The 19,334-nt window shown below is 72.2% G+C and carries 18 protein-coding genes, 1 tRNA gene and 2 pseudogenes; 12 read left to right on the top strand and 9 right to left on the bottom strand.

Going from position 1 to position 19,334, the window contains the following annotated elements; translation table 11 throughout:
* Position 1: 1 nt before the first annotated feature.
* Positions 2–1,078, bottom strand: a complete 1,077-nt coding sequence (locus tag ABD198_RS25050) for an ABC transporter permease (RefSeq protein WP_344005949.1) — start codon at positions 1,076–1,078, stop codon at positions 2–4.
* Positions 1,078–2,097 (bottom strand): sugar ABC transporter substrate-binding protein, encoded by a 1,020-nt coding sequence (locus tag ABD198_RS25045; protein WP_344005947.1) that lies wholly within the window; start codon positions 2,095–2,097, stop codon positions 1,078–1,080. Before ABD198_RS25045 ends, ABD198_RS25050 begins: the two co-directional genes overlap by 1 nt.
* A 344-nt stretch (positions 2,098–2,441) precedes the next feature.
* Between ABD198_RS25045 and iolC the strand changes: the two genes are divergently transcribed.
* Genes iolC through ABD198_RS25020 form a run of 5 tightly spaced genes read left to right on the top strand, consistent with a single transcriptional unit; the run spans position 2,442 to position 7,936 of the window.
* On the top strand, positions 2,442–3,434 hold the full coding sequence (gene iolC, locus ABD198_RS25040) for a 5-dehydro-2-deoxygluconokinase (RefSeq protein WP_344005945.1): 993 nt from the start codon (positions 2,442–2,444) through the stop codon (positions 3,432–3,434).
* A gap of 13 nt (positions 3,435–3,447) precedes the next feature.
* Positions 3,448–4,323, top strand: a complete 876-nt coding sequence (locus tag ABD198_RS25035; RefSeq protein ID WP_344005943.1) for a Cgl0159 family (beta/alpha)8-fold protein — start codon at positions 3,448–3,450, stop codon at positions 4,321–4,323.
* Positions 4,324–4,350: 27 nt separating this feature from the next.
* Positions 4,351–5,244 (top strand): 5-deoxy-glucuronate isomerase, encoded by an 894-nt coding sequence (gene iolB / locus ABD198_RS25030; RefSeq protein WP_344005941.1) that lies wholly within the window; start codon positions 4,351–4,353, stop codon positions 5,242–5,244.
* Positions 5,241–7,118 carry a 3D-(3,5/4)-trihydroxycyclohexane-1,2-dione acylhydrolase (decyclizing) gene (iolD, locus tag ABD198_RS25025; protein ID WP_344005939.1) on the top strand — a complete coding sequence of 626 codons (1,878 nt, stop codon included), beginning with the start codon at positions 5,241–5,243 and terminating at the stop codon, positions 7,116–7,118. The genes iolB and iolD overlap by 4 nt, the downstream gene beginning before the upstream one ends.
* 32 nt (positions 7,119–7,150) lie before the next feature.
* Positions 7,151–7,936, top strand: a complete 786-nt coding sequence (locus ABD198_RS25020; protein WP_344005937.1) for a GntR family transcriptional regulator — start codon at positions 7,151–7,153, stop codon at positions 7,934–7,936.
* A 7-nt stretch (positions 7,937–7,943) separates the two neighbouring features.
* Here the strand turns inward: ABD198_RS25020 and ABD198_RS25015 are convergent, their stop codons facing one another.
* Together ABD198_RS25015 and ABD198_RS25010 are read right to left on the bottom strand one after the other, a co-directional pair.
* A complete protein-coding gene (locus tag ABD198_RS25015) occupies positions 7,944–8,747 on the bottom strand; it encodes a DUF427 domain-containing protein (protein ID WP_344005935.1) in 804 nt (267 codons plus the stop codon).
* Between the two features lie 170 nt (positions 8,748–8,917).
* Positions 8,918–8,991, bottom strand: a tRNA-Pro gene (locus tag ABD198_RS25010).
* 112 nt (positions 8,992–9,103) lie between these two features.
* On the opposite strand from ABD198_RS25010, the gene ABD198_RS25005 reads away from it, so the two are divergent.
* Together ABD198_RS25005 and cobF are read left to right on the top strand one after the other, a co-directional pair.
* On the top strand, positions 9,104–9,667 hold the full coding sequence (locus ABD198_RS25005; protein WP_425580545.1) for a DUF309 domain-containing protein: 564 nt from the start codon (positions 9,104–9,106) through the stop codon (positions 9,665–9,667).
* Between the two features lie 44 nt (positions 9,668–9,711).
* Entirely contained in the window at positions 9,712–10,485 is a 774-nt protein-coding gene (gene cobF, locus ABD198_RS25000; RefSeq protein WP_344005931.1) for a precorrin-6A synthase (deacetylating), read from the top strand.
* A gap of 24 nt (positions 10,486–10,509) precedes the next feature.
* On the opposite strand, the gene ABD198_RS24995 is transcribed toward cobF, so the two are convergent.
* On the bottom strand, positions 10,510–11,262 hold the full coding sequence (locus tag ABD198_RS24995; protein WP_344005929.1) for a cobalt-precorrin-6A reductase: 753 nt from the start codon (positions 11,260–11,262) through the stop codon (positions 10,510–10,512).
* Positions 11,263–11,351: 89 nt separating this feature from the next.
* Between ABD198_RS24995 and ABD198_RS24990 the strand changes: the two are divergent.
* Positions 11,352–12,680: pseudogene (locus tag ABD198_RS24990) on the top strand (diacylglycerol/lipid kinase family protein); the annotation flags it as partial.
* Positions 12,681–12,927: 247 nt separating this feature from the next.
* Here the strand turns inward: ABD198_RS24990 and ABD198_RS24985 are convergent.
* The gene (locus ABD198_RS24985) at positions 12,928–13,695 is read right to left on the bottom strand and encodes a sulfite exporter TauE/SafE family protein (RefSeq protein WP_344005927.1); all 768 of its coding nucleotides are present in this window, start codon (positions 13,693–13,695) and stop codon (positions 12,928–12,930) included.
* A 184-nt stretch (positions 13,696–13,879) separates the two neighbouring features.
* A complete protein-coding gene (locus ABD198_RS24980) occupies positions 13,880–15,067 on the bottom strand; it encodes a thiolase family protein (protein ID WP_344005925.1) in 1,188 nt (395 codons plus the stop codon).
* Between the two features lie 149 nt (positions 15,068–15,216).
* On the opposite strand from ABD198_RS24980, the gene ABD198_RS24975 reads away from it, so the two are divergent.
* From ABD198_RS24975 to ABD198_RS24960, 4 genes and pseudogenes are all read left to right on the top strand, one after another.
* Positions 15,217–16,026: an alpha/beta hydrolase gene (locus tag ABD198_RS24975; protein ID WP_344005923.1), complete on the top strand. Its 810-nt coding sequence runs from the start codon at positions 15,217–15,219 to the stop codon at positions 16,024–16,026.
* Positions 16,027–16,116: 90 nt separating this feature from the next.
* Positions 16,117–16,599, top strand: a complete 483-nt coding sequence (locus ABD198_RS24970) for a Dps family protein (RefSeq protein WP_344005921.1) — start codon at positions 16,117–16,119, stop codon at positions 16,597–16,599.
* A 52-nt stretch (positions 16,600–16,651) separates the two neighbouring features.
* Positions 16,652–16,978, top strand: coding sequence for a DUF3140 domain-containing protein (locus ABD198_RS24965; protein WP_344005919.1), 327 nt, complete (start codon positions 16,652–16,654; stop codon positions 16,976–16,978).
* Between the two features lie 183 nt (positions 16,979–17,161).
* Positions 17,162–17,344: pseudogene (locus tag ABD198_RS24960) on the top strand (SAM-dependent methyltransferase); the annotation flags it as partial.
* On the opposite strand, the gene ABD198_RS24955 reads toward ABD198_RS24960, so the two are convergent.
* Positions 17,263–17,850, bottom strand: a complete 588-nt coding sequence (locus ABD198_RS24955; RefSeq protein WP_344005917.1) for a 2Fe-2S iron-sulfur cluster-binding protein — start codon at positions 17,848–17,850, stop codon at positions 17,263–17,265. The pseudogene ABD198_RS24960 and the gene ABD198_RS24955 overlap by 82 nt on opposite strands.
* A gap of 82 nt (positions 17,851–17,932) precedes the next feature.
* Positions 17,933–19,258 (bottom strand): ferritin family protein, encoded by a 1,326-nt coding sequence (locus ABD198_RS24950; RefSeq protein WP_344005915.1) that lies wholly within the window; start codon positions 19,256–19,258, stop codon positions 17,933–17,935.
* Positions 19,259–19,334 lie beyond the last annotated feature (76 nt).

The raw sequence follows: 19,334 nt of genomic DNA, 5'->3' as shown, positions 1-19,334 counted from the left end.
GTCACCTCCGGGTCGCCGTGCGCTGGACCCACAGATTGATGAGGACGGCGCCGAGCAGCATCACGCCGAGGAAGGCCTTGAACCAGTCGGGGTTCCAGCCGGCGTAGACGATGCCCTGCTGCACCATGCCGAACATGAAGGCGCCGAAGACCGGGCCGATCGCCGAGCCGGCGCCGCCGGTGAGCAGACAGCCGCCGATGACGGCCGCGGCGATGTAGATCAGCTCCTGGCCGACGCCCTCGCCGGACTGCACGGTGTTGAAGGAGAACAGGTTGTGCATGCCGACGAACCAGGCGCCGAAGCCGACGAGCATGAACAGCGAGATCTTGGTGAAGGTGACAGGGACACCGACCGCGCGGGCGCTCTCCTTGTTGCCGCCGACGGCGAAGATCCAGTTGCCGTACTTGGTGCGCAGCAGCACCCAGGTGGCCAGGGCGGCGAACACCAGCCACCACACGACGGTGATCTTCACCTGGACGCCGGCGACGTCGAAGGTGGAGGCGAAGATCGTCTTGGCCTGCTCGAAGCCGTCCATGTCGCTGATGGAGTTGGTGGCCACGTTGCCGGTGACCAGCTTGGTCACCGCGAGGTTGACGCCCTGCAGGATCAGGAAGGTGCCGAGGGTGACCAGGAAGCTGGGCAGCCCCGTCTTGATCAGCATCCAGCCGTTGAACAGTCCGATGCCGAGGGAGACGGCGAGGGCGACGATCACGCCCATCCAGACGTTCAGGGTGAGCTGGTAGCTGAGCATGCTGGCGGTCAGCGCCGAGGTGATCACCGCGACACCGGCCGACAGGTCGAACTCTCCGCCGATCATCAGCAGGGCCACGGGCAGCGCCATGATCCCGATGGTCGACGACTGGTACAGGATGTTGGCGATGGAGCTGCCGTCGCGCACGGGCGGCGCGGCGAACAGGAAGAAGATCAGTACGGCGACGGCTCCGAGGAACACCCCGACCTCGGGCCGGGCGAGCAGGCGCAGCGCCAGCGGGCGCCGCGCCGTCCGGCCGTCGGATTCCTTGGGGCCGGGAGCCGGCGGTGTGGTCACCGCCGGCCGGGCCTGCTGGGTCATGCTCATCACCGGGTGCCCTTCGCGGCGAAGTCGGCGACCGTGTCGACGTTGGACTTGTCGACGAACGCCGGGCCGGTCAGCACCGGCTGCTCGCCGCCGCCGCTGTAGTTGCCGTTGTTCTTGTAGAGCCACAGACCGTCGATGGCCAGGTACCCCTGCAGGTAGGGCTGCTGGTCGACGGCGAACGTGATGTCACCGTTCTGGATGGCGCCGGTCAGCTGCTTGTTGAGGTCGAAGGTGGCGACCTTCGCCTTGCTGCCGGCCTCCTCCACGGACTGCACCGCGGTCAGCGCGAAGGGCGCGCCGAGGGTGGCGACGTAGTCGATGGAGGAGTCCTGCTTGAGCTTGGCGGTGATCGTCGACTTCACCGAGGGCATGTCGGTGCCGTTGACGTTGAGGATCTGCAGCTTGCCCTCGAAGGTCTTCTTCACGCCGTCGCAGCGCTGGGTCAGGCCGATGTTGCCCTGCTCCTGGATGACGCAGACGGCGTTCTTGGCGCCGACCTCGTTGAGCTTCTTGCCGAAGGCCTCGCCGGCGACGTTCTCGTCCTGGCCGAAGAACTCCAGCAGGCCGAGGTCCTTCCAGTCGCTGACGCCGGAGTTGAGGCCGACGACGGGGATGCCGGCCTTCTCCGCCTTGGCGATGACGCCCTTGAGCGCGTCGGGCTTGGCGAGGGTGACGGCGATGCCGTCGACCTTCTGGTCGATCGCGTTCTGCACCAGGTTGGCCTGGTTGCCGGCGTTCGGGTCGGCGGAGTAGACGAGCTTGACATTGTCCTTGGCGGCCGCGGCCTCGGCGCCCTTGCGGACGATGTCCCAGAAGGTGTCGCCGGGCGACTGGTGGGTGACGAGGGCGACCGTCATGCGGGGCGTGCTGGCCTTGCCCGCCGAGGCGTCGGCACCGCCCTCCTCGGCCTTCTTTCCGCCGGAGCTGCTGGAGCAGCCGGCGAGGGTCAGGGCTGCTGCCGCGGCCACCGCGACGAACGGCGCGATTCGGCGGGAGCGGGTGTGAGAAGAGCGGTCCATCTGTCCTGCACCTCACTGTGCTACGCGGGGAAGGGATAACGGGCGGGTCCGGTGGTCCGGACCGGCGCCTTGCGGAGTCCGGATTGCATTTACCGGATTCCGGATCGTCTGCCAGGGAGAACGGCTGTCGTGCTGGGACCGGATCCAATCCCCTGACGCGCCCTCTGTCAATACTTTGTTATGACATCATTTCACGAGCTAGTCCGAATGTAAGTACAAACTATTGACAGCGGCACCCCCTGAGACCTACACCTTGGAGGCGGCAGGTTCCCGTGAACCACGCCCCCACCGTGGCAGGGCGCCCAGGGACCCGCATCCCCAAGAGCCTCGAGGAGCGTCGCCCAATGGCCGACTCACCACAGTATTTCGACCTGATCACCATGGGACGCATCGGGGTCGATCTCTACCCACTGCAGACCGGTGTGCCTCTGCCGCAGGTGGAGACGTTCGGCAAGTTCCTGGGCGGCTCCGCCGCCAATGTCGCCGTAGCCGCCGCACGCCTGGGCCGCTCCACCGCGGTGATCACCCGCACCGGCGACGACCCCTTCGGCGTCTATCTGCACCAGGCCCTGAAGGACTTCGGCGTCGACGACCGCTGGGTGACCCCGGTCGCCGACTACCCGACGCCGGTGACCTTCTGCGAGATCTTCCCCCCGGACGACTTCCCGCTGTACTTCTACCGCCGGCCCAAGGCCCCCGACCTGGAGATCCACACCCATGAACTGGACCTCGAGGCGATCCGGGCGGCGGGCATCTTCTGGATCACCGGCACCGGTCTGAGCGAGGAGCCGAGCCGCTCCGCCACCCTCGACGCGCTCCGGGCCCGCGCCAAGGCGGGCACGACCGTCTTCGACCTCGACTGGCGGCCCATGTTCTGGCGCGACCCCGACCAGGCCCGCCCCTACTACCGCGAGGCCCTGGAGCACGCCACGGTCGCCGTCGGCAACCTCGACGAGTGCGAGATCGCCACCGGTGTCCGCGAGCCCGCCGCCTGCGCCGAGGCGCTGCTCGCGGCCGGCGTGGAGCTGGCGGTCGTCAAGCAGGGGCCCAAGGGCGTGCTCGCCGTGCACCGCGACGGCACCCGGGCCGAGGTCCCTCCGGTGCCGGTGGACGTGGTCAACGGCCTCGGCGCGGGCGACGCCTTCGGCGGCTCGCTCTGCCACGGCCTGCTCTCCGGCCGGTCCCTGGAGGAGACCATGCGTCACGCCAACGCCGCCGGTGCCCTCGTCGCCTCCCGCCTCGCCTGCTCGTCCGCCATGCCGGCACAGCAGGAGATCACGGACCTTCTCGCCCGGGCCGCCTCGCCGAGCCCGGCGGGCCCGCCGAGCCAGTCCTGAACGGAGCCCTGTCTTGAACCTCAGCATCCCCGACCTCACCACGGTCCGGGCCCGCAACCCCGAGGCCGTCGCCGAGGCCGCCGCCCGCCGGGTGCGCCGCCCGCTGCTCGGCGACAGCGGGCGGCTGATGATCGTGGCCGCCGACCACCCCGCCCGGGGCGCGCTCGGCGTGAACGGCCGGCCGCTGGCCATGGCCAACCGCGCCGACCTGCTGGACCGGCTGTGCCGGGCGCTGTCCCGGCCCGGAGTCGACGGGGTGCTGGCCACCGCCGACATCCTCGAGGACCTGCTGCTGCTCGGGGTACTGGACGACAAGGTCGTCATGGGGTCGATGAACCGGGGCGGCCTGGCGGGCGCCTCCTTCGAGATGGACGACCGCTTCACCGGCCACCGCGCCGAGGACATCGAGCGGCTCGGCTTCGACGCCGGCAAGCTGCTGGTGCGCATCGACTACGACGACCCGGGCTCGCTGACCACCCTGGAGTCCACCGCCCGCGCCATCGACGACATGGCCGCACGCCGGCTGCCGGTGTTCGTCGAGCCGTTCATCTCCCGCCGCGTCGACGGCCGGGTGCGCAACGACCTGTCGGCCGAGGCCGTCACCCGCTCCGTCGCCATCGCCTCCGGCCTCGGCGGCACCTCCGCCTACACCTGGCTGAAGCTGCCCGTCACCGACGACGTCGACGACATGGCGGAGGTGCTGGCCACCTCCACGCTGCCCGTGGTGCTGCTCGGCGGCGAGGTGGGCGACCAGGAGGCGGCGTACGAGCGGTGGGGCAAGGCGCTGCGGCTGCCCACGGTGCGGGGCCTGGTGGTCGGCCGGTCGCTGCTCTACCCGGCGAAGGGCAGTGTGGAAGAGGCGGTCGACACCGCCGTCAGCCTGCTGTGAGACGCCCGTCGTGACGAAAGGGAACCCATGACGTATCACCTTCCCGCGGGCAAGGCGCACGCCGGCCCCTACCTCGTCGACGTCACTCCCGAGTCCGCCGGCTGGGGCTTCTCGAGCCTGCGCGTCCTTCAGCTGCCGCCGGGCGGGACGCACACCTTCGACACCGGTGAGAGCGAGTGGATCGTGCTGCCGCTGGCCGGGGGCTGCACCGTCGCCTCCGCAGACGACTTCGGCCACGACACCTTCGAGCTGACCGGCCGCACCAGCGTGTTCGACGGGGTGAGCGACTTCGCCTACCTCCCCCGCGACGCCCGCGCCACCATCACCTCCACCGGAGGCGGACGCTTCGCCCTCACCGGCGCCCGCTGCACCCGCCGCCTGCCCGCCCGCTACGGGCCGGCCTCCGGCGTCCCCGTGGAGCTGCGCGGCACCGGCAACTGCTCGCGGCAGGTGAACAACTTCGGCGCGGCCGGGGTGTTCGACTGCGACAAGCTGATCGCGGTCGAGGTCCTCACCCCGGGCGGCAACTGGTCCTCGTTCCCGCCGCACAAGCACGACGAGCACCGGCCGGGCGAGGAGTCCGTGCTGGAGGAGATCTACTACTTCGAGTTCGCGCCCCACGAGAACATCCCCGGCCTCGGCTACCAGCGGGTCTCCCCGTCCGGTCCGGGGCGCGAGACGGACGTGCTGGCCGAGGTGCGCGACGGTGACGTCGTGCTCATCCCGGACGGCTGGCACGGGCCGTCCATGGCTGTGCCGGGCCACCACATGTACTACCTCAACGTCATGGCGGGCCCGGAGGCCGAGCGCGCCTGGCTGATCTGCGACCACCCCGACCACGCCTGGATCCGCGACACCTGGCCGGACCAGCCGGTCGATCCCCGACTGCCCCTCTACACCGCACCGGAGAGGTCCCTATGAGCCCCGCAACCCGCCGACTGACGACCGCCCAGGCCCTGGTGCGGTTCCTCGCCGCCCAGTACACCGAGCGCGACGGGGTGCGGCGCAGGCTGATCGCGGGCACCTGGGGCATCTTCGGCCACGGCAATGTGGCGGGCATCGGCCAGGCGCTGGTGGAGTACGGCGACCTCATGCCCTACCACCAGGGCCGCAACGAGCAGGCGATGGTGCACGCGGCCGTGGGCCACGCCCGCCAGCTGAACCGGCTCTCCGCGCAGGCCGTGACCACCTCCATCGGCCCCGGCGCCACCAACCTGGTCACCGGCGCCGCCCTGGCCACCATCAACCGCCTGCCGGTCCTGCTGCTGCCCGGCGACTACTTCGCCTCGCACTCCGCCGACCCGCTGCTGCAGCAGCTGGAGCACCCGGTGGAGGCCGATGTGTCGGTCAACGACACCCTGCGCCCGGTCAGCCGTTACTTCGACCGGATCACCCGCCCCGAGGCCCTGATCCCCTCCGCGCTGAACGCGATGCGCGTGCTGGCCGACCCCGCCGAGACCGGCGCGGTCACCCTGGCGCTGCCGCAGGACGTGCAGGCGGAGGCGTACGACTGGCCGGAGGAGTTCTTCGCCGAGCGGGTCTGGCGGGTGCGCCGCCCGGCGCCGGACCCGGTGGAGCTGAGCGCGGCCGCCGCCGCCGTGCGCTCCGCCCGGCGCCCGCTGATCGTGGCCGGCGGCGGGGTGCACCACAGCGAGGCCGAGGAGGCGCTGAAGGCGCTGGTCGACGCCACCGGCATCCCGGTCGCCTCCACCCAGGCCGGCAAGGGCTCCCTGCGCCACGACCACCCCGCCGACCTCGGCGGCATCGGCCACACCGGCACCGCGGTCAGCGACGACCTCGCCCGCACCGCCGACCTGGTGATCGGCGTCGGCACCCGCTACACCGACTTCACCACCGCCTCCGGCACCCTCTTCCAGAACCCGGACGTCCGCTTCCTCAACCTCAACATCACCGGCTTCGACGCGCACAAGCTGTCCGCCCGCACCCTGGTCTGCGACGCCCGCACCGGGCTGGAGCAGCTGACCCGGGAGCTGGCCGGACACCGGGTGGAGGCGGACTACGAGGCCGAGTACCGGGCCGGCAAGGAGCGCTGGGAGCGCGTCGTCGAGGACGCCTACCGCGCGCCGGACGAGAACGCCGTGCCGACGCAGACGCAGGTGCTGGGCGCGCTGGACGGGGTCGTCGGCGACGAGGACGTGGTGATCAACGCGGCCGGTTCGCTCCCCGGCGACCTGCACAAACTGTGGCGCTCGCGCAGCCCGCGCCAGTACCACCTGGAGTACGGCTACTCCTGCATGGGCTACGAGATCCCGGCCGCCATCGGCGTGCAGCAGGCCGCGCCCGGCACCCCCGTGTGGGCGCTGGTCGGCGACGGCACGTATCTGATGATGCCCACGGAGATCGTCACCGCGGTCCAGGAGCGTCTGCCGATCAAGATCGTCCTGATCCAGAACCACGGCTACGCCTCCATCGGCGGCCTGTCCGAGTCGGTGGGAGGCGAACGCTTCGGCACCGCCTACCGCCACCGCGCCGCCGACGGCACCTTCACCGGCGCCCCGCTGCCCGTGGACCTGGCCGCCAACGCGGCCAGCCTGGGCATGGACGTGCTGCGCGCCAAGACCGTGCGGGAGCTGCGGCACGCGCTGGCCGAGGCGCGCTCCTCGGACCGCCCGACCTGCGTGTACGTGGAGACCGACCCGGCGCCGACCGCTCCCCCGGCCGAGGCGTGGTGGGACGTGCCGGTCGCCGAGGTGGCCTCCCGCGCGCCGGCCGTCCAGGCCCGCGAGCGGTACGAGGAGCAGGTCGCCGCACGCCGCCGCCACCTGTCGGCCTGACCGTGACCGCGCGACCGAGGGGAGGAACGTCCATGGCGAGGACCGGCGGCCCGGCCCGCGAAGGAGCCGCGACGGCGCTGGGCCGGCTGGACCTCGCCGTGGACCGCGGCAGCCCGGTGCCGCTCTACCACCAGCTCGCCCAGCAGCTGGAGGCGGCGATCGAACGGGGCAGGCTGGCGCCGGGCGACCTGCTGGGCAACGAGGTCGACCTGTCGGTGCGGCTGGGCCTGTCCCGGCCGACCGTGCGCCAGGCGATCCAGTCGCTGGTCGACAAGGGCCTGCTGGTGCGCCGCCGCGGCGTGGGCACCCAGGTGGTGCACAGCAAGGTCCGGCGCCCGCTGAAGCTGAGCAGCCTCTACGACGACCTGGAGGCGGCGGGGCAGGCGCCCACCACCGAGGTGGTGCGCAACGAGCCGGTGCCGGCCTCACCGGAGGTGGCCGCCGCCCTGGGGGTGGCCGAGCACAGCGAGGTGATCCTGCTGGAACGGCTGCGGCACACCCACGGCCAGCCGGTCGCCCTGCTGTGCAACTACCTCCCGCCGGGCCTGCTGGAGCTGGACGACGCCCGGCTGGCGACGACCGGCCTGTACCGCATGATGCGCGCGGCCGGCCTCACCCTGCACAGCGCCCGCCAGACGGTGGGCGCCCGCTCGGCCACCGCGGCGGAGGCCGCCCGCCTGGACGAGCAGGAGGGCGCCGCCCTGCTCACCATGCAGCGCACCGCCTACGACGACACCGGCCGCCCGGTGGAGTACGGCACCCATCTGTACCGGGCGTCGCGCTACGCCTTCGACTTCCAGCTGCTGGTCCGGGGGTGAGGGCTGTTCACCGGCCGAGGGCGGCGCTGAACGGCGTCTGGGGCCGGTGGAGCCGCTCGCCGTCCACGACGAGACCGACCACCTCGTTGTAGAAGGCGAGCCGGTCCTTGATCACGGCCACGGACGGCAGCGGGTCGGGGTAGCTCCACAGGACGTTCGGCGGCACCTCGGCCTCGCCGCGGTACGACCAGTAGCAGGCGGTTCCCTTGTAGGGGCACCGGCTGCTGTGGTCGGTGGGCTCGAACAGCTCCAGGCGCACGTCCTGGGGCGGGAGGTAGTAGCGGGGCGGCAGGGACGTCTCGAACAGCACCACGGGTCCGTGCGTATCGGCGACCACGGTGCCGTCGATCTCCACGACCACATGCCGGCTGCTGGGCATGGCGTCCACCCGGCTGTGCGGGTCCCGGGGGTGGACGAAGACCTCCTCGTTCTCCTCGTACCAGTGGTCCAGCCCCCGCTCGGGGCGCAGGAACCACTCGAAGGCGATGTGACCGGCGAGGTCCTCGGCGGGGAACACCCAGGCCGCGTTCGGACGCACCTCACCGCCGGCCACGAGGTCGTAGAACACCTGGGAGCCGGTGTGCAGTCCGGTGTGCGGCTTCTCGGCCGGGCGCAGCAGGTCGGTGCGCACGTCCTCGCGCGGGAAGGCGTACTGCGGCACGGGCAGGCCCGGCTCCCAGACGAGCACGGGGCGGCGGCTGTCGACGACGGTGATGTCGCCCTTGCGGCCCCGGACCCAGCGCTCGGAGGGCTCCCACAGCAGGCCCTCGGGGGTGGCGCGCAGGGCTCGGGCGCCGGGGTGGGTGGTCATGGGACGGCTCCCTTCCGGACGGGTCCGGGTACCTCTCCACGGTCCCACTCCCGGGCCGGGTGGCACAGCGGATGCGGGCATGCGGTGCGTCAGCCGTCGCGGCGGGCGAACGGGCCATCCAGAACGCGCGAAGGCCCCGCAGGCAGAAGCCCACGGGGCCTTTCACACCGTCGGGACGACAGGATTTGAACCTGCGACCCCTTGACCCCCAGTCAAGTGCGCTACCAAGCTGCGCCACGTCCCGGTGCTCTCCCACGCGGTGACCCGCGTGATCGCGCGAAGGTCACTTTACCGCACGCCCCCGGCCGCGCCGAAGCGGGCCCGGGCGCGCGACAATCAGCCCCATGGGCAGCTCCATGGGCAGCGAGGACGGCACTCCGGCACACCCGACCCCGGAACGGACCGCTCCGGCAGGCACGGCCCCGGTCGCCCGGGACCGGGACAGCGAGGGGCGGGCGCGCAACGCCCGGCCGAGGGACGGGCTGGGCCGGCCCCTGCCGTACGGGGCGCGGGGGGTGCCCCGGCAGCCCGAGGGGGTGGTGCGGCGGCCGGAGGAGAGCGTGGCCGAGGCGCAGCGCCTGCTGGACGAGGGCAAGCCGTTCCACGCGCACGAGGTGTTCGAGGACGCCTGGAAGTCGGGGCCGGAGGAGGAGCGCGAGCTGTGGCGGGGGCTCGCTCAGCTGGCGGTGGGCCTCACGCACGCCGCCCGCGGGAACGCCACGGGCGGGGCGCGGCTGCTGCGGCGGGGCGCCGGTGCGGTCGAGGAGTGGGCGCGGGGCGCGGGCGGGCGTTGGTACGGCATGGATCTGCCGGGGGTGGTCGCCTGGGCGCGTGCGCTGGCGGCGGAGGTGGAGCGCGGGGAGGCCGGCGGCCCGGTGGACGCGGCGGCACGAGCGCCCCGGCTGACCGGCGGGTCGTAGCCCCGGCTGACCGGCGGGTCATGGGCGTGCGGCAGACTCGGGGCGTGCGAACCATTCATGTCATCGGCATCGGCGCGGGCGACCCCGATCAGCTGACCCTGCAGGCGGTCAAGGCGCTGCGGAGCACCGACGTGTTCTTCATCCTCGACAAGGGCGAGGTGAAGTCCGGCCTCACCCGGCTGCGCCGGGACATGCTGGAGGCGCACGTACCGGAGGGGACGTACCGGGTCGTCGAGGCGCGGGACCCGGAGCGGGACCGCTCGGCCGGCGGCGCGGCCTACTCCCCCGCGGTGGGCGACTGGCGCAGCGCCCGCGCGGACATCTACGAGCACCTGATCGCCGAGGAGCTGGGCGAGGACGAGACCGGCGCCTTCCTGGTCTGGGGCGACCCGTCGCTGTACGACAGCACGCTGGGGATCCTCCAGGAGGTGCTGGAGCGGGGGAAGGTCGCCTTCGAGTACGACGTGGTGCCGGGCATCAGCAGTGTCTCGGCGCTGGTGGCCCGGCACCGTACGGGCCTCAACCGGGTCGCGCGCCCGGTGCAGATCACCACGGGCCGCCGGCTGGCCGAGGGCTTCCCGGAGGGCGTGGACGACGTGGTGGTCATGCTCGACGCCCACCAGGCGTTCCGGCGGTACGCCGATCAGGACATCGACATCTACTGGGGCGCCTACATCGGCACCCCGGACGAGATCCTGGTCTCCGGTCCGCTCGCCGAGACCGCCGAGCGGATCGAGCGGCTGCGGGCCGAGGCCCGTGAGCGCAACGGCTGGATCATGGACACGTATCTGCTGCGCCGCCGGACGGCGGAGGAGTAGCGGGCCCTGCCTGGCCTGGGGGCCTCAGCCCTCCGTCAGGACCGTCCGCAGGTGGTCCAGGGCCGTGGCCACGTCCGGGACCGCCGTCACCCCCTGCGGCAGGGGCGGGCGGCGGACCAGCACCACCGGAAGCCCGAGTTCGCGGGCGGCGGTGAGTTTCGCGGAGGTGGCGTCTGAGCCGCTGTCCTTGGTGACCAGCACGTCGATCCGGTGGTCGCGCAGCAGGGCGGTCTCGTCGGCGAGGGTGAACGGGCCGCGGGCGGTCAGGGTGTGCGTGTGCGGCGGCACGGGGGGCTCCGGGGGCTCCACCGACCGTACGAGGAAGTGCAGTTCGGTCAGGTGGGCGAAGGCGGCGAGGCCGAGCCGTCCGGTGGTGAGGAACACCCGTCGCCCGAGCCGGGGCAGCAGTTCCGCGGCGTCGTCCAGTGAGGGGACGGGGTGCCAGCGGTCGCCGGGGCCTGGACGCCAGCCCGGCCGGCGCAGCACCACCAGGGGCACCCCGGTCAGTGCGGCGGCCCGCGCCGCGTGGTCGGTGATGGCCGCGGCGAAGGGATGCGTGGCGTCGAGCACCGCGCGCACCTCCTGCTCACGCAGCCATGCGGCCAGCCCCGGTACGCCGCCGAATCCGCCCACCCGCACCTCGCCGGGGAGGGCGCGCGGCCGGGTCACGCGTCCGGCGAGCGAGGTGGTGACCCTGATTCCGGGGCGGGAGGCCAGCGCGGCCGCGAGTGCGCGGGCCTCGCCGGTGCCGCCGAGGACCAGGACATGGGCAGACATGAGTGTGAGCGTAAAGGGCAAGCGGCGGTTGGCGTCGGGCCGGGTGCGGGCCGGTGCGGCCTACGATGGCGCCGGCGACTGGAGGAGTCATGGCCGTGGACCTGAGCAGGCGGGCCTACCGCGTCCAGCGATGGGCCGCGCGGGCGGCGCTGGCCTCGGCCACGGCCGCGGTGCTGATCCCCCTGGTGTACGGCGGGTGGCGCGGTCTGCTGCTGCTGATCTGCGGGGTCGCCGCGCTGGGGGTGAGCGCGGCCGCGGTGTGGTGGACGCTGACCCTGCGCGGGCCGCTCAGGTGGGTGGCGGCGCTGGTCGCCGTCTGTGTGCCGGCGGCCGTGGTCGCGCTGTTCGCCGCCGCCCTGTTCTGGGCGCTGCTGGTGTCGCTGGCGCTGTGGGGAGTCGCGGTGTGGAGCGGCCGCTTCGCGCTCCGCGGCACGGAGGGCTCGGGGCGCTCGGCGCGGGAGCGGCGCGCACCGCCGCCCAGGCGCCCGGTGCTGATCATGAATCCGCGGTCGGGCGGCGGCAAGGTGGGCCGCTTCGGGCTGCGGGAGAAGGCCGAGCGGCTGGGTGCCCGGGTGGTGCTCCTGGACCCGGAGAAGGACGACGTCACCGAGCTGGCGCGGGCCGCCGTGGCGGACGGCGCGGATCTGCTGGGCGCCGCCGGCGGTGACGGCACCCAGGCGCTGGTCGCGGCCGTCGCCGCCGAGCACGATGTGCCGTTCCTGGTGATCAGCGCCGGCACCCGCAACCACTTCGCCCTGGACCTGGGCCTGGACCGCGGCGACCCGGCCTCCTGCCTGGACGCGCTCCACGACGGGGTGGAGCTGCGGGTCGACCTGGGCTTCGCGGCGGACCGGCCGTTCGTCAACAACGCCTCCTTCGGCGCGTACGCGGCCCTGGTGCAGAGCCCCGCCTACCGCGACGACAAGATCGGCACCAGCCTGGAGATGCTGCCCGATCTGCTCACCGGCCAGCAGGGGCCCCGGCTGACGGCCCGCGCCGGCGACACGGTGATCCACGCTCCGCAGGCCGTGCTGGTCAGCAACAACCCGTACCGCACCGACGACCCCTTCGGACTCGGCCGGCGCGACCGGCTCGACACGGGGGTGCTGGGGGTCCTCGGGGTGAAGCTGGAGGGCGCGGTCGGTTTCGCCGCGCTGCTGTTCGGGCCCGAGCCGAGCGGGCTCACCAAGACCACCGCGCGGGAGGTGGTCGTGGAGGCCGACCGCGAGGAGATCGAGGTCGGTCTGGACGGGGAGGCCCTGGTCCTGCCGGCGCCGGTGGTGTGCCGGATCGCGCCGGGCGCGCTGCGGGTCCGGGTCCCGCGCAAGCGGCCCGGCGCCACCCGCCCCACGGGGCTGAACTGGCGCCGGCTGCGCAAGCTGGCGGCGACGGTGGGCCGGACGGCAGCGCCGCACCGGCGTCACCGGGAGCCCGTGCCGTCCGGGCCGGGCGGGTCGACCGGGCCAACCGGACCGACCGGACCGACCGGACCGACCGGACCGAGCGAGCCGAGCGAGCCGACCGGGTCGACCGGGTCGAGCGGGCCGACCGGGCCCACCGGACCGACCGGACCGAGCGGGCCGACCGGGTCGAGCGGGCGGAACGGACCGTCCGGGGGCATCGGACCCGCGGGTTCCTCCGATCGGGCCGGCTGACGGGCGGGGCTCAGCGCAGCAGCAGCTGCAGTCCGCCCACCACCGTCGCCGCGATCACCAGCTGCTCGAACAGCCGCTGGTCGATCCGGTCCACGGCCCACTTACCGATCAGCGCGCCGGGCACCACGAACAGCACCAGCACCGCGTCCAGCAGCAGCGACCCGGCGTCGATCAGCCCCAGTCCCGCGCTGAACGGCACCTTGGACGTGTTGACGATCAGGAAGAAGAAGGCCGAGGTGCCCAGGAAGCCCAGCTTCCGGAAGCCCGCGGAGAGCAGATACATCGACATCACCGGGCCGCCCGCGTTGGCGACCATGGTGGTGAAACCGCCGAGGACGCCGTAGGAGCGGGCCTTGATCCGGCCCGCCCGGGTGGTGACCGCCTCCGGTTCCTCCTCGCGCTCGGCGCGGCGCCGCCGCCACACCGTCACCCCGGCCATCAGCAGCAGGATCGCCCCGATCGACATGCGGACCGCCTGGTCGTCGGCCCAGGTGAGGAAGACGGTGCCGACCACGACACCGGCGGCGACGGCCGGGAACAGCCGCCACAGCGTGGGCCAGTGGGCGTGCCGCCGGTAGGTGAGCACGGCGAGCACATCACCGGCGATCAGGATGGGCAGCAGCACACCGGTGGAGGCCCGGGCGGGCAGCACCGCGGCGAAGACGGCGAGGCTGACGGTGTTGACCCCGCTGACGGCGGTCTTGGAGAAGCCGACCAGGCAGGCGGCGAAGGCCAGTGCGGCGAACTCCCACCCGGTGAGCTGCGTGATCGTGTCCATGCGAGGCTGATGTTATGTCCTGACAAGCAGCCCCGGAAGGACCGTCTCAGGGACCGGGCCGGCGCCCGCCCTCGGCGTCAGACGCCCCGGTGTCAGGGGCCTTCGACATCAGGCGCCCCCGGCGTCAGGGGCCGCCGGCATCAGGCGCCCCGGGTGCGAGGCGCCCGCCCGCGGGCTTCCGGCGTCAGTGGCGCTCGACCAGCACCGCGCTGCCCTGCCCGACACCGACGCACATCGTCGCCAGCCCCCGCTCGGCCCCGGTGCGCCGCATCCGATGCAGCAGGGTCGTCAGGATGCGCGCGCCGGAGCAGCCGAGGGGGTGGCCGAGGGCGATGGCGCCGCCGGTCGGGTTGACCAGCTCGGGGTCGATGCCGAGCTGGTCCACGCAGGCGAGCGCCTGTGCGGCGAAGGCCTCGTTGAACTCGGCCTCCTGGATGTCGCCGATGCTCCAGTCGGCGCGGGCCAGCACCTTGCGGGTGGCGGGGACGGGTCCGATGCCCATGACGTCCGGGTGGACGCCCGCCGAGGCACCGGCGACATAGCGGCCGAGGGACTCGAGGCCCAGGTCGTTCAGCGCCTCCTCGCTGACCAGGAGCAGTCCGGCCGCCCCGTCGTTCATCGGGGAGGCGTTGCCCGCCGTGACGGAGCCGCCCTGGCGGAACACCGGCTTCAGCCGGGCCAGCTTCTCCAGCGAGGTGTCCTCGCGGATGCACTCGTCGGCGTCCACGACCACCCCGTCCGGGCGCTCGACGGGCAGCAGCTCGTCGTCGAAGACGCCGTTCTTGCGGGCCTCGGCCGCCCGCTGGTGGCTGCGCAGCGCGAACTCGTCCTGCCGCTCGCGGGAGATGCCGTAGCGCTCGGCGACCTCCTCGGCGGTCTCGCCCATGGACAGCAGCCCGTGCAGTTCCTTCATCGCCGGGTTGACCAGCCGCCAGCCGAGCCGGGTGTCGAAGGTCTCCATGCGCGGCGGCAGGGCCTCGTCGGGGCGGGGCAGGACGAAGGGGGCGCGGCTCATCGACTCGGAGCCGCCCGCGATCACGATGTCGGCCTCGCCCGCGGCGATGGTGCGGGCGGCGGTGGTGACGGCCTCGAGACCGGAGGCGCACAGCCGGTTGACGGTGGCGCCGGGCACGGACTCGGGGAGCCCGGCGAGCAGCGCCGCCATGCGGGCCACGTTGCGGTTGTCCTCGCCCGCCTGGTTGGCGGCGCCCCAGTAGACGTCGTCCACACGGGCCGGGTCCAGCGCGGGCACCTCGGCGATCAGACCTCGGATGACGGCGGCGGCCAGGTCGTCCGGGCGGACCGGGGAGAGGGCTCCGCGCAGCTTGCCGATGGGGGTGCGGCGGGCGGCCGCGAAGTGGACGGGACGCACGAGGAGGACTCCTGACGGAAACAGAGGGCTGTGCCGTGTCCGGTGTCTTCTTAATTAGCACCGCTAGTTTCGAACTATAGACCGCGGGGCGGCCGGCTGGGAAGATCCTCAGGACGTGACGGCCTCACACCGGACGATCTGGAGGATCCATGCCCCAGGCCCGTGCCTACCACCTCACCGGCACCCGCGGCACGCTGGCGGTCCGCGAGTGGTCCGGGGACCGCCCGCGGTACCTGGCGCTGGTGGTGCACGGATACGGCGAGCACATCGGCCGGTACGCCCCGCTCGCCGAGGTCCTCGTCCGGCACGGCGCCCTGGTCGCCGGGCCCGATCACATGGGCCACGGCGAGTCGGCGGGCGAGCGGGTGCTGATCGAGGACTTCGAGGAGGTGGTCACCGATGTGCACGCCGTCGCCCGGCGGCTGCGCGAGGACCGCCCCGGTCTGCCGCTGGTGGTGATCAGCCACTCCATGGGCGGGCTGATCGCGGCCCGGTACGCCCAGCGGTACGGCGAGTCGCTCGCCGCCCTGGTGCTCTCGGCGCCGGTGATCGGCGACTGGGAGCTGCCGCGCCGGCTGCTCGCCCTGGACGAGATCCCCGACACCCCGATCAGCCCGGCGGCGCTCTCCCGCGACCCGGCGGTCGGCGCGGCGTACGCGGCCGACCCGCTGGTCTGGCACGGCCCGATGAAGCGGCCGACGGTCGAGGCGTTCGCCCGCACGCTGGGCACCGTGGCCGAGGAGGGCGGCGTCGGCCCGCTCCCGTTGCTGTGGCTGCACGGCGACGACGACCGGCTGGTGCCGCTGCCCGGCAGCCGCATCGGCGTGGAGCAGCTGAGCGGCGGCAAGCTGACCGAGCGGGTGTTCCCCGGCGCCCGGCACGAGGTCTTCAACGAGACCTGCAAGGCGGAGGCGTACGAGACGCTGACGCACTTCCTGGACGGCGTTCTCGCAGGCTGAGCCGCCTACCGGGCACCGGACGTCCGGTTTGTGACCGCCGGTCCGGGGCACCCGCACACCCCGGACCGACGAGTCGAGGAGCACTGACTGATGACTGTTGTGCGCAGCACCCTGCCCGAGGAAGCCCGACGGGTCTCCTGCGAGGCGCTCCAGGACACCCTGGTGGATCTTCTCGGTCTGTCGCTGATCGGCAAGCAGGCCCACTGGAACGTCGTGGGCCCGCGGTTCCGCTCGATCCACTTCCAGCTGGACGAGGTCGTCACCGCCGCGCGCACCCACGCCGACACGGTGGCGGAGCGGGCAGCCGCGCTGGGCGTGCCGCCGGACGGCCGCCCGGAGACCATCGCCGAGGTGTTCGCCCTGCCCGCGCCCGACGCGGGCTGGCTGCGCGACACCGAGGCCGTGCGGGTGATGACGGACGCCCTCGGCACGGCCATAGTCCGCCTGCGCGAGCGCATAGACGCCACCGAGAAGGCCGACCTGGTCACCCAGGACCTGCTGATCTCCATCACCGCCGACCTGGAGAAGCAGCGGTGGATGTTCGAGGCGGAGAACGGCCCGGACGGCACCTGACCGCGGCGCACAGGCACCGGCGCAGGCACCGCACACACGGAAAGGGGCCCCGATGGCCGACGCCCTCGAACTCGACGCGCTGTGGGAGGAGTTCCACCGCGTGGTGAACATGACGTCGCCGGAGCTCGCGGCCTGGCTGCAGGTTTCCGAGGCCGGCGAGCACACCGAAGCGCTGCCGGAGGACGAGGCCACCGGGCTGCGGGTCCTGGCCGTCCTGCAGAAGCGGCGCACCGACCTCACCGAGGACGACCTCGAGGTGATGTGGGAGGTCGTGGACGCCGTGGACGCGCAGTGCGGCCCCGAGCACGGGCCGGCCGCCGAGGACACGGCCCGCCGGCACCGCCTGATGTCACTCGGCCACGACCCGCTGCGGGCGTGAGCAGAACGGCCGGGACGAGCGCGTCGTGCGGGAGCTCGTCCCGGCGCCACCCAACTCGGCGACGCCGCAGTCCTGTTGACCATGCCCCCGCTCCTCCTCCCGTTCCCGGGACAATGTGATCATCGCGCGGCACAATGGCCGCGGGGCCGGTCGCGGCCGTACGGGTGAGGGAGAGGAAGAGACGTGAGTGAGAGCCACACCCCGCCGAGCGGGTCGGCCAGGCTGAACACCGGTGTGGCGCACAACGCGCGCGTGTGGAACTACTGGATCGGCGGCAAGGACAACTACGAGGTCGACCAGAAGGTCGGCGACCATGTCGCCTCCATCAACCCGATCATCCGGGACATCGCCCGGGCGGACCGGGACTCCAGCATCCCCTCGGCCGCCGAGAGGTTGGCCATGGAGAACGAGCGGTGCTCGTCGGTTCCGGGGATGGTGATGTCGACGTACTGGCCGGGGTGGAACCGGAAACCGGAATCCGCCGGCAGCTTCAGCCGCACCAGGCTGATGTCGTGCGTGAGGTCGGTCAGCTGGGCCACCTCGGTCTGCACGGTGGTGACCGGCAGACCCGACCTGATCATGTCCTCGTCGTAGTTGACGAGTTCGATCTCCGTGTCGCTGTAGACGTGCGACCGGCACAGCAGGACGTATCCCTCGTCCTTCTCGAAGTCGGGCAGGGCGAAGGTGGAGTACCGGCCCATCTGCAGGTCGCCGTCCAGCAGGAAGGACTTGCACGCCGAGCACTGGCCTTCCTTGCAGCCGTGGATCAGCATGACACCCTGCCGGAACGCGGCATCGAGCACCGTTTCGTCCTCGTCGGCTTCGATCTCTATGCCTACCGGTTCGAATCGCACCTTGTGCGTGTCGGCCATGATGCCGCTCCTTGACGATGAGGGGCTCCCGCCGCGACGCGTCGCGGCTACGGGCCGCGGCGGGAGCCGGTCTGAAAGGCCGTCAGGCCGCCGGAGTGACGTTCGGGTTCGCCTTGTACGCCGCGACGTGCGCCTCACGCTCGGCGTCGGACATCTCGTTCAGCAGCACGTTGGGGCTGTTGAACGTGATGCCGCGCACGTCGTCGAGGGTCCACAGCTTCTTCGGGTCGTCCAGGTCCAGGTGCGGCTGCGGGACGAGGGTCTTGCCGTCGTCGCGGACGTAACCGAGGTCGGAGATGATGTCGGCCAGGTCCTGGCCGTGGTACAGCGTCTCCCACTCGCGCTTGCCGGTCAGCCGGCCCATGTTCGGGGTCGGCCGGCCCTCGTACTCGGGGCGGAAGGCGACCTTGTCGGTCCAGTGGCAGGTGTCCGAGCAGTACGTCCGCCACTGGCCGTCGACCTGGTCGACCACCATGTCGTCGCGGACCAGGCAGGGCACCATGCAGGTCCAGCACCGGTGCGGGTACTCGTAGCCGACGTTCTCGAAGGCGATCGGCTTGTTGCGGCCCGGGTAGCGCAGCCGGTTGTACTCCTCCCACCAGCGGCCGAACTGGTTGTACCAGCCGGGGTACTTCTCCTCGAACCACTCGAAGTCCTGGTCGGTCATCGGGTCGATGCGCCAGTAGTTGACCGGCCATCCGGTGGCGAAGAACTGGGCGACGCGGTGCACGTAGTGCTTGTTGTAGATCCGGTTCCACGACTCCTCGACCAGGTCGTGGGGGATGACCAGACCGTACTTCTCCAGCGGGATCAGGTAGCTGCGGTAGTAGTCGTCGTAGATCCACCGACGCCACATCTCCGCGTAGCTGTCCCGGTCCTTGCGGCGGTCCTTGCTCCCGTACTCGATGAAGGTGCCGATCGCGGCGTCCACGACGCAGTGGTTGTTCCACCACGCGTAGCGCAGGTCCCGCTCGAGCAGCTTGCGGTTCTCTTCGTCGGCCAGTGCCATCAGCAGGATGGAGTAGCCGTTGGAGATGTGCCGGGACTCGTCGGACTGCACCGAGTGGAACACGGTGGGCAGCAGGTAGTCGCCGTTGGCCGCGGCCTCCGAGGGCATGGCCACGAACAGGGTGTTGGTGAACGCGGTCTCGGCGACCACGGTCAGGTAGATGTTGGCCGCGGTGATCGCGTCACCGGTGATGAACCCCTCGCCGAACTGCCGGCCGATCGTGCCCGCGTAGTTGTTCGCGAAGGCCTTCTCCGTGATGTCGAACCCGGCCGGGTCGATGTAGTGGTTCATGTACAGGCGCTTGAGGTTCATCTGGATCGTCGAGTGCCGCACCTCGTCGATCATCTGCACCGCGAGCCCGTTGTGGACCTCGGGGTTGGGGACGGCGTCGATCGCCATCGCAGGGCGATTGCAAAGTCGCGGTGACGTCGTGAGTGTGCAGGTCACGGCGGTGTGACGATATCGGAAGGCCCGC

This window comes from Streptomyces thermocarboxydovorans, assembly GCF_039524635.1.
GTDB classification, from domain to species: Bacteria; Actinomycetota; Actinomycetes; order Streptomycetales; family Streptomycetaceae; genus Streptomyces; species Streptomyces thermocarboxydovorans.
This window is presented reverse-complemented; position numbering and strand designations above follow the sequence as displayed.

Excerpts from the sequence above, each read along its gene's own strand:
- ABD198_RS25050 (WP_344005949.1), bottom strand. The coding sequence starts at position 1,078 with ATGAGCATGACCCAGCAGGCCCGGCCGGCGGTGACCACACCGCCGGCT.
- ABD198_RS25045 (WP_344005947.1), bottom strand. The coding sequence starts at position 2,097 with ATGGACCGCTCTTCTCACACCCGCTCCCGCCGAATCGCGCCGTTCGTC.
- iolC (WP_344005945.1), top strand. The coding sequence starts at position 2,442 with ATGGCCGACTCACCACAGTATTTCGACCTGATCACCATGGGACGCATC.
- iolB (WP_344005941.1), top strand. The coding sequence starts at position 4,351 with ATGACGTATCACCTTCCCGCGGGCAAGGCGCACGCCGGCCCCTACCTC.
- iolD (WP_344005939.1), top strand. The coding sequence starts at position 5,241 with ATGAGCCCCGCAACCCGCCGACTGACGACCGCCCAGGCCCTGGTGCGG.
- ABD198_RS25020 (WP_344005937.1), top strand. The coding sequence starts at position 7,151 with ATGGCGAGGACCGGCGGCCCGGCCCGCGAAGGAGCCGCGACGGCGCTG.
- ABD198_RS25015 (WP_344005935.1), bottom strand. The coding sequence starts at position 8,747 with ATGACCACCCACCCCGGCGCCCGAGCCCTGCGCGCCACCCCCGAGGGC.
- ABD198_RS25005 (WP_425580545.1), top strand. The coding sequence starts at position 9,104 with ATGGGCAGCGAGGACGGCACTCCGGCACACCCGACCCCGGAACGGACC.
- ABD198_RS24995 (WP_344005929.1), bottom strand. The coding sequence starts at position 11,262 with ATGTCTGCCCATGTCCTGGTCCTCGGCGGCACCGGCGAGGCCCGCGCA.
- ABD198_RS24985 (WP_344005927.1), bottom strand. The coding sequence starts at position 13,695 with ATGGACACGATCACGCAGCTCACCGGGTGGGAGTTCGCCGCACTGGCC.
- ABD198_RS24975 (WP_344005923.1), top strand. The coding sequence starts at position 15,217 with ATGCCCCAGGCCCGTGCCTACCACCTCACCGGCACCCGCGGCACGCTG.
- ABD198_RS24970 (WP_344005921.1), top strand. The coding sequence starts at position 16,117 with ATGACTGTTGTGCGCAGCACCCTGCCCGAGGAAGCCCGACGGGTCTCC.
- ABD198_RS24965 (WP_344005919.1), top strand. The coding sequence starts at position 16,652 with ATGGCCGACGCCCTCGAACTCGACGCGCTGTGGGAGGAGTTCCACCGC.
- ABD198_RS24955 (WP_344005917.1), bottom strand. The coding sequence starts at position 17,850 with ATGGCCGACACGCACAAGGTGCGATTCGAACCGGTAGGCATAGAGATC.
- ABD198_RS24950 (WP_344005915.1), bottom strand. The coding sequence starts at position 19,258 with ATGGCGATCGACGCCGTCCCCAACCCCGAGGTCCACAACGGGCTCGCG.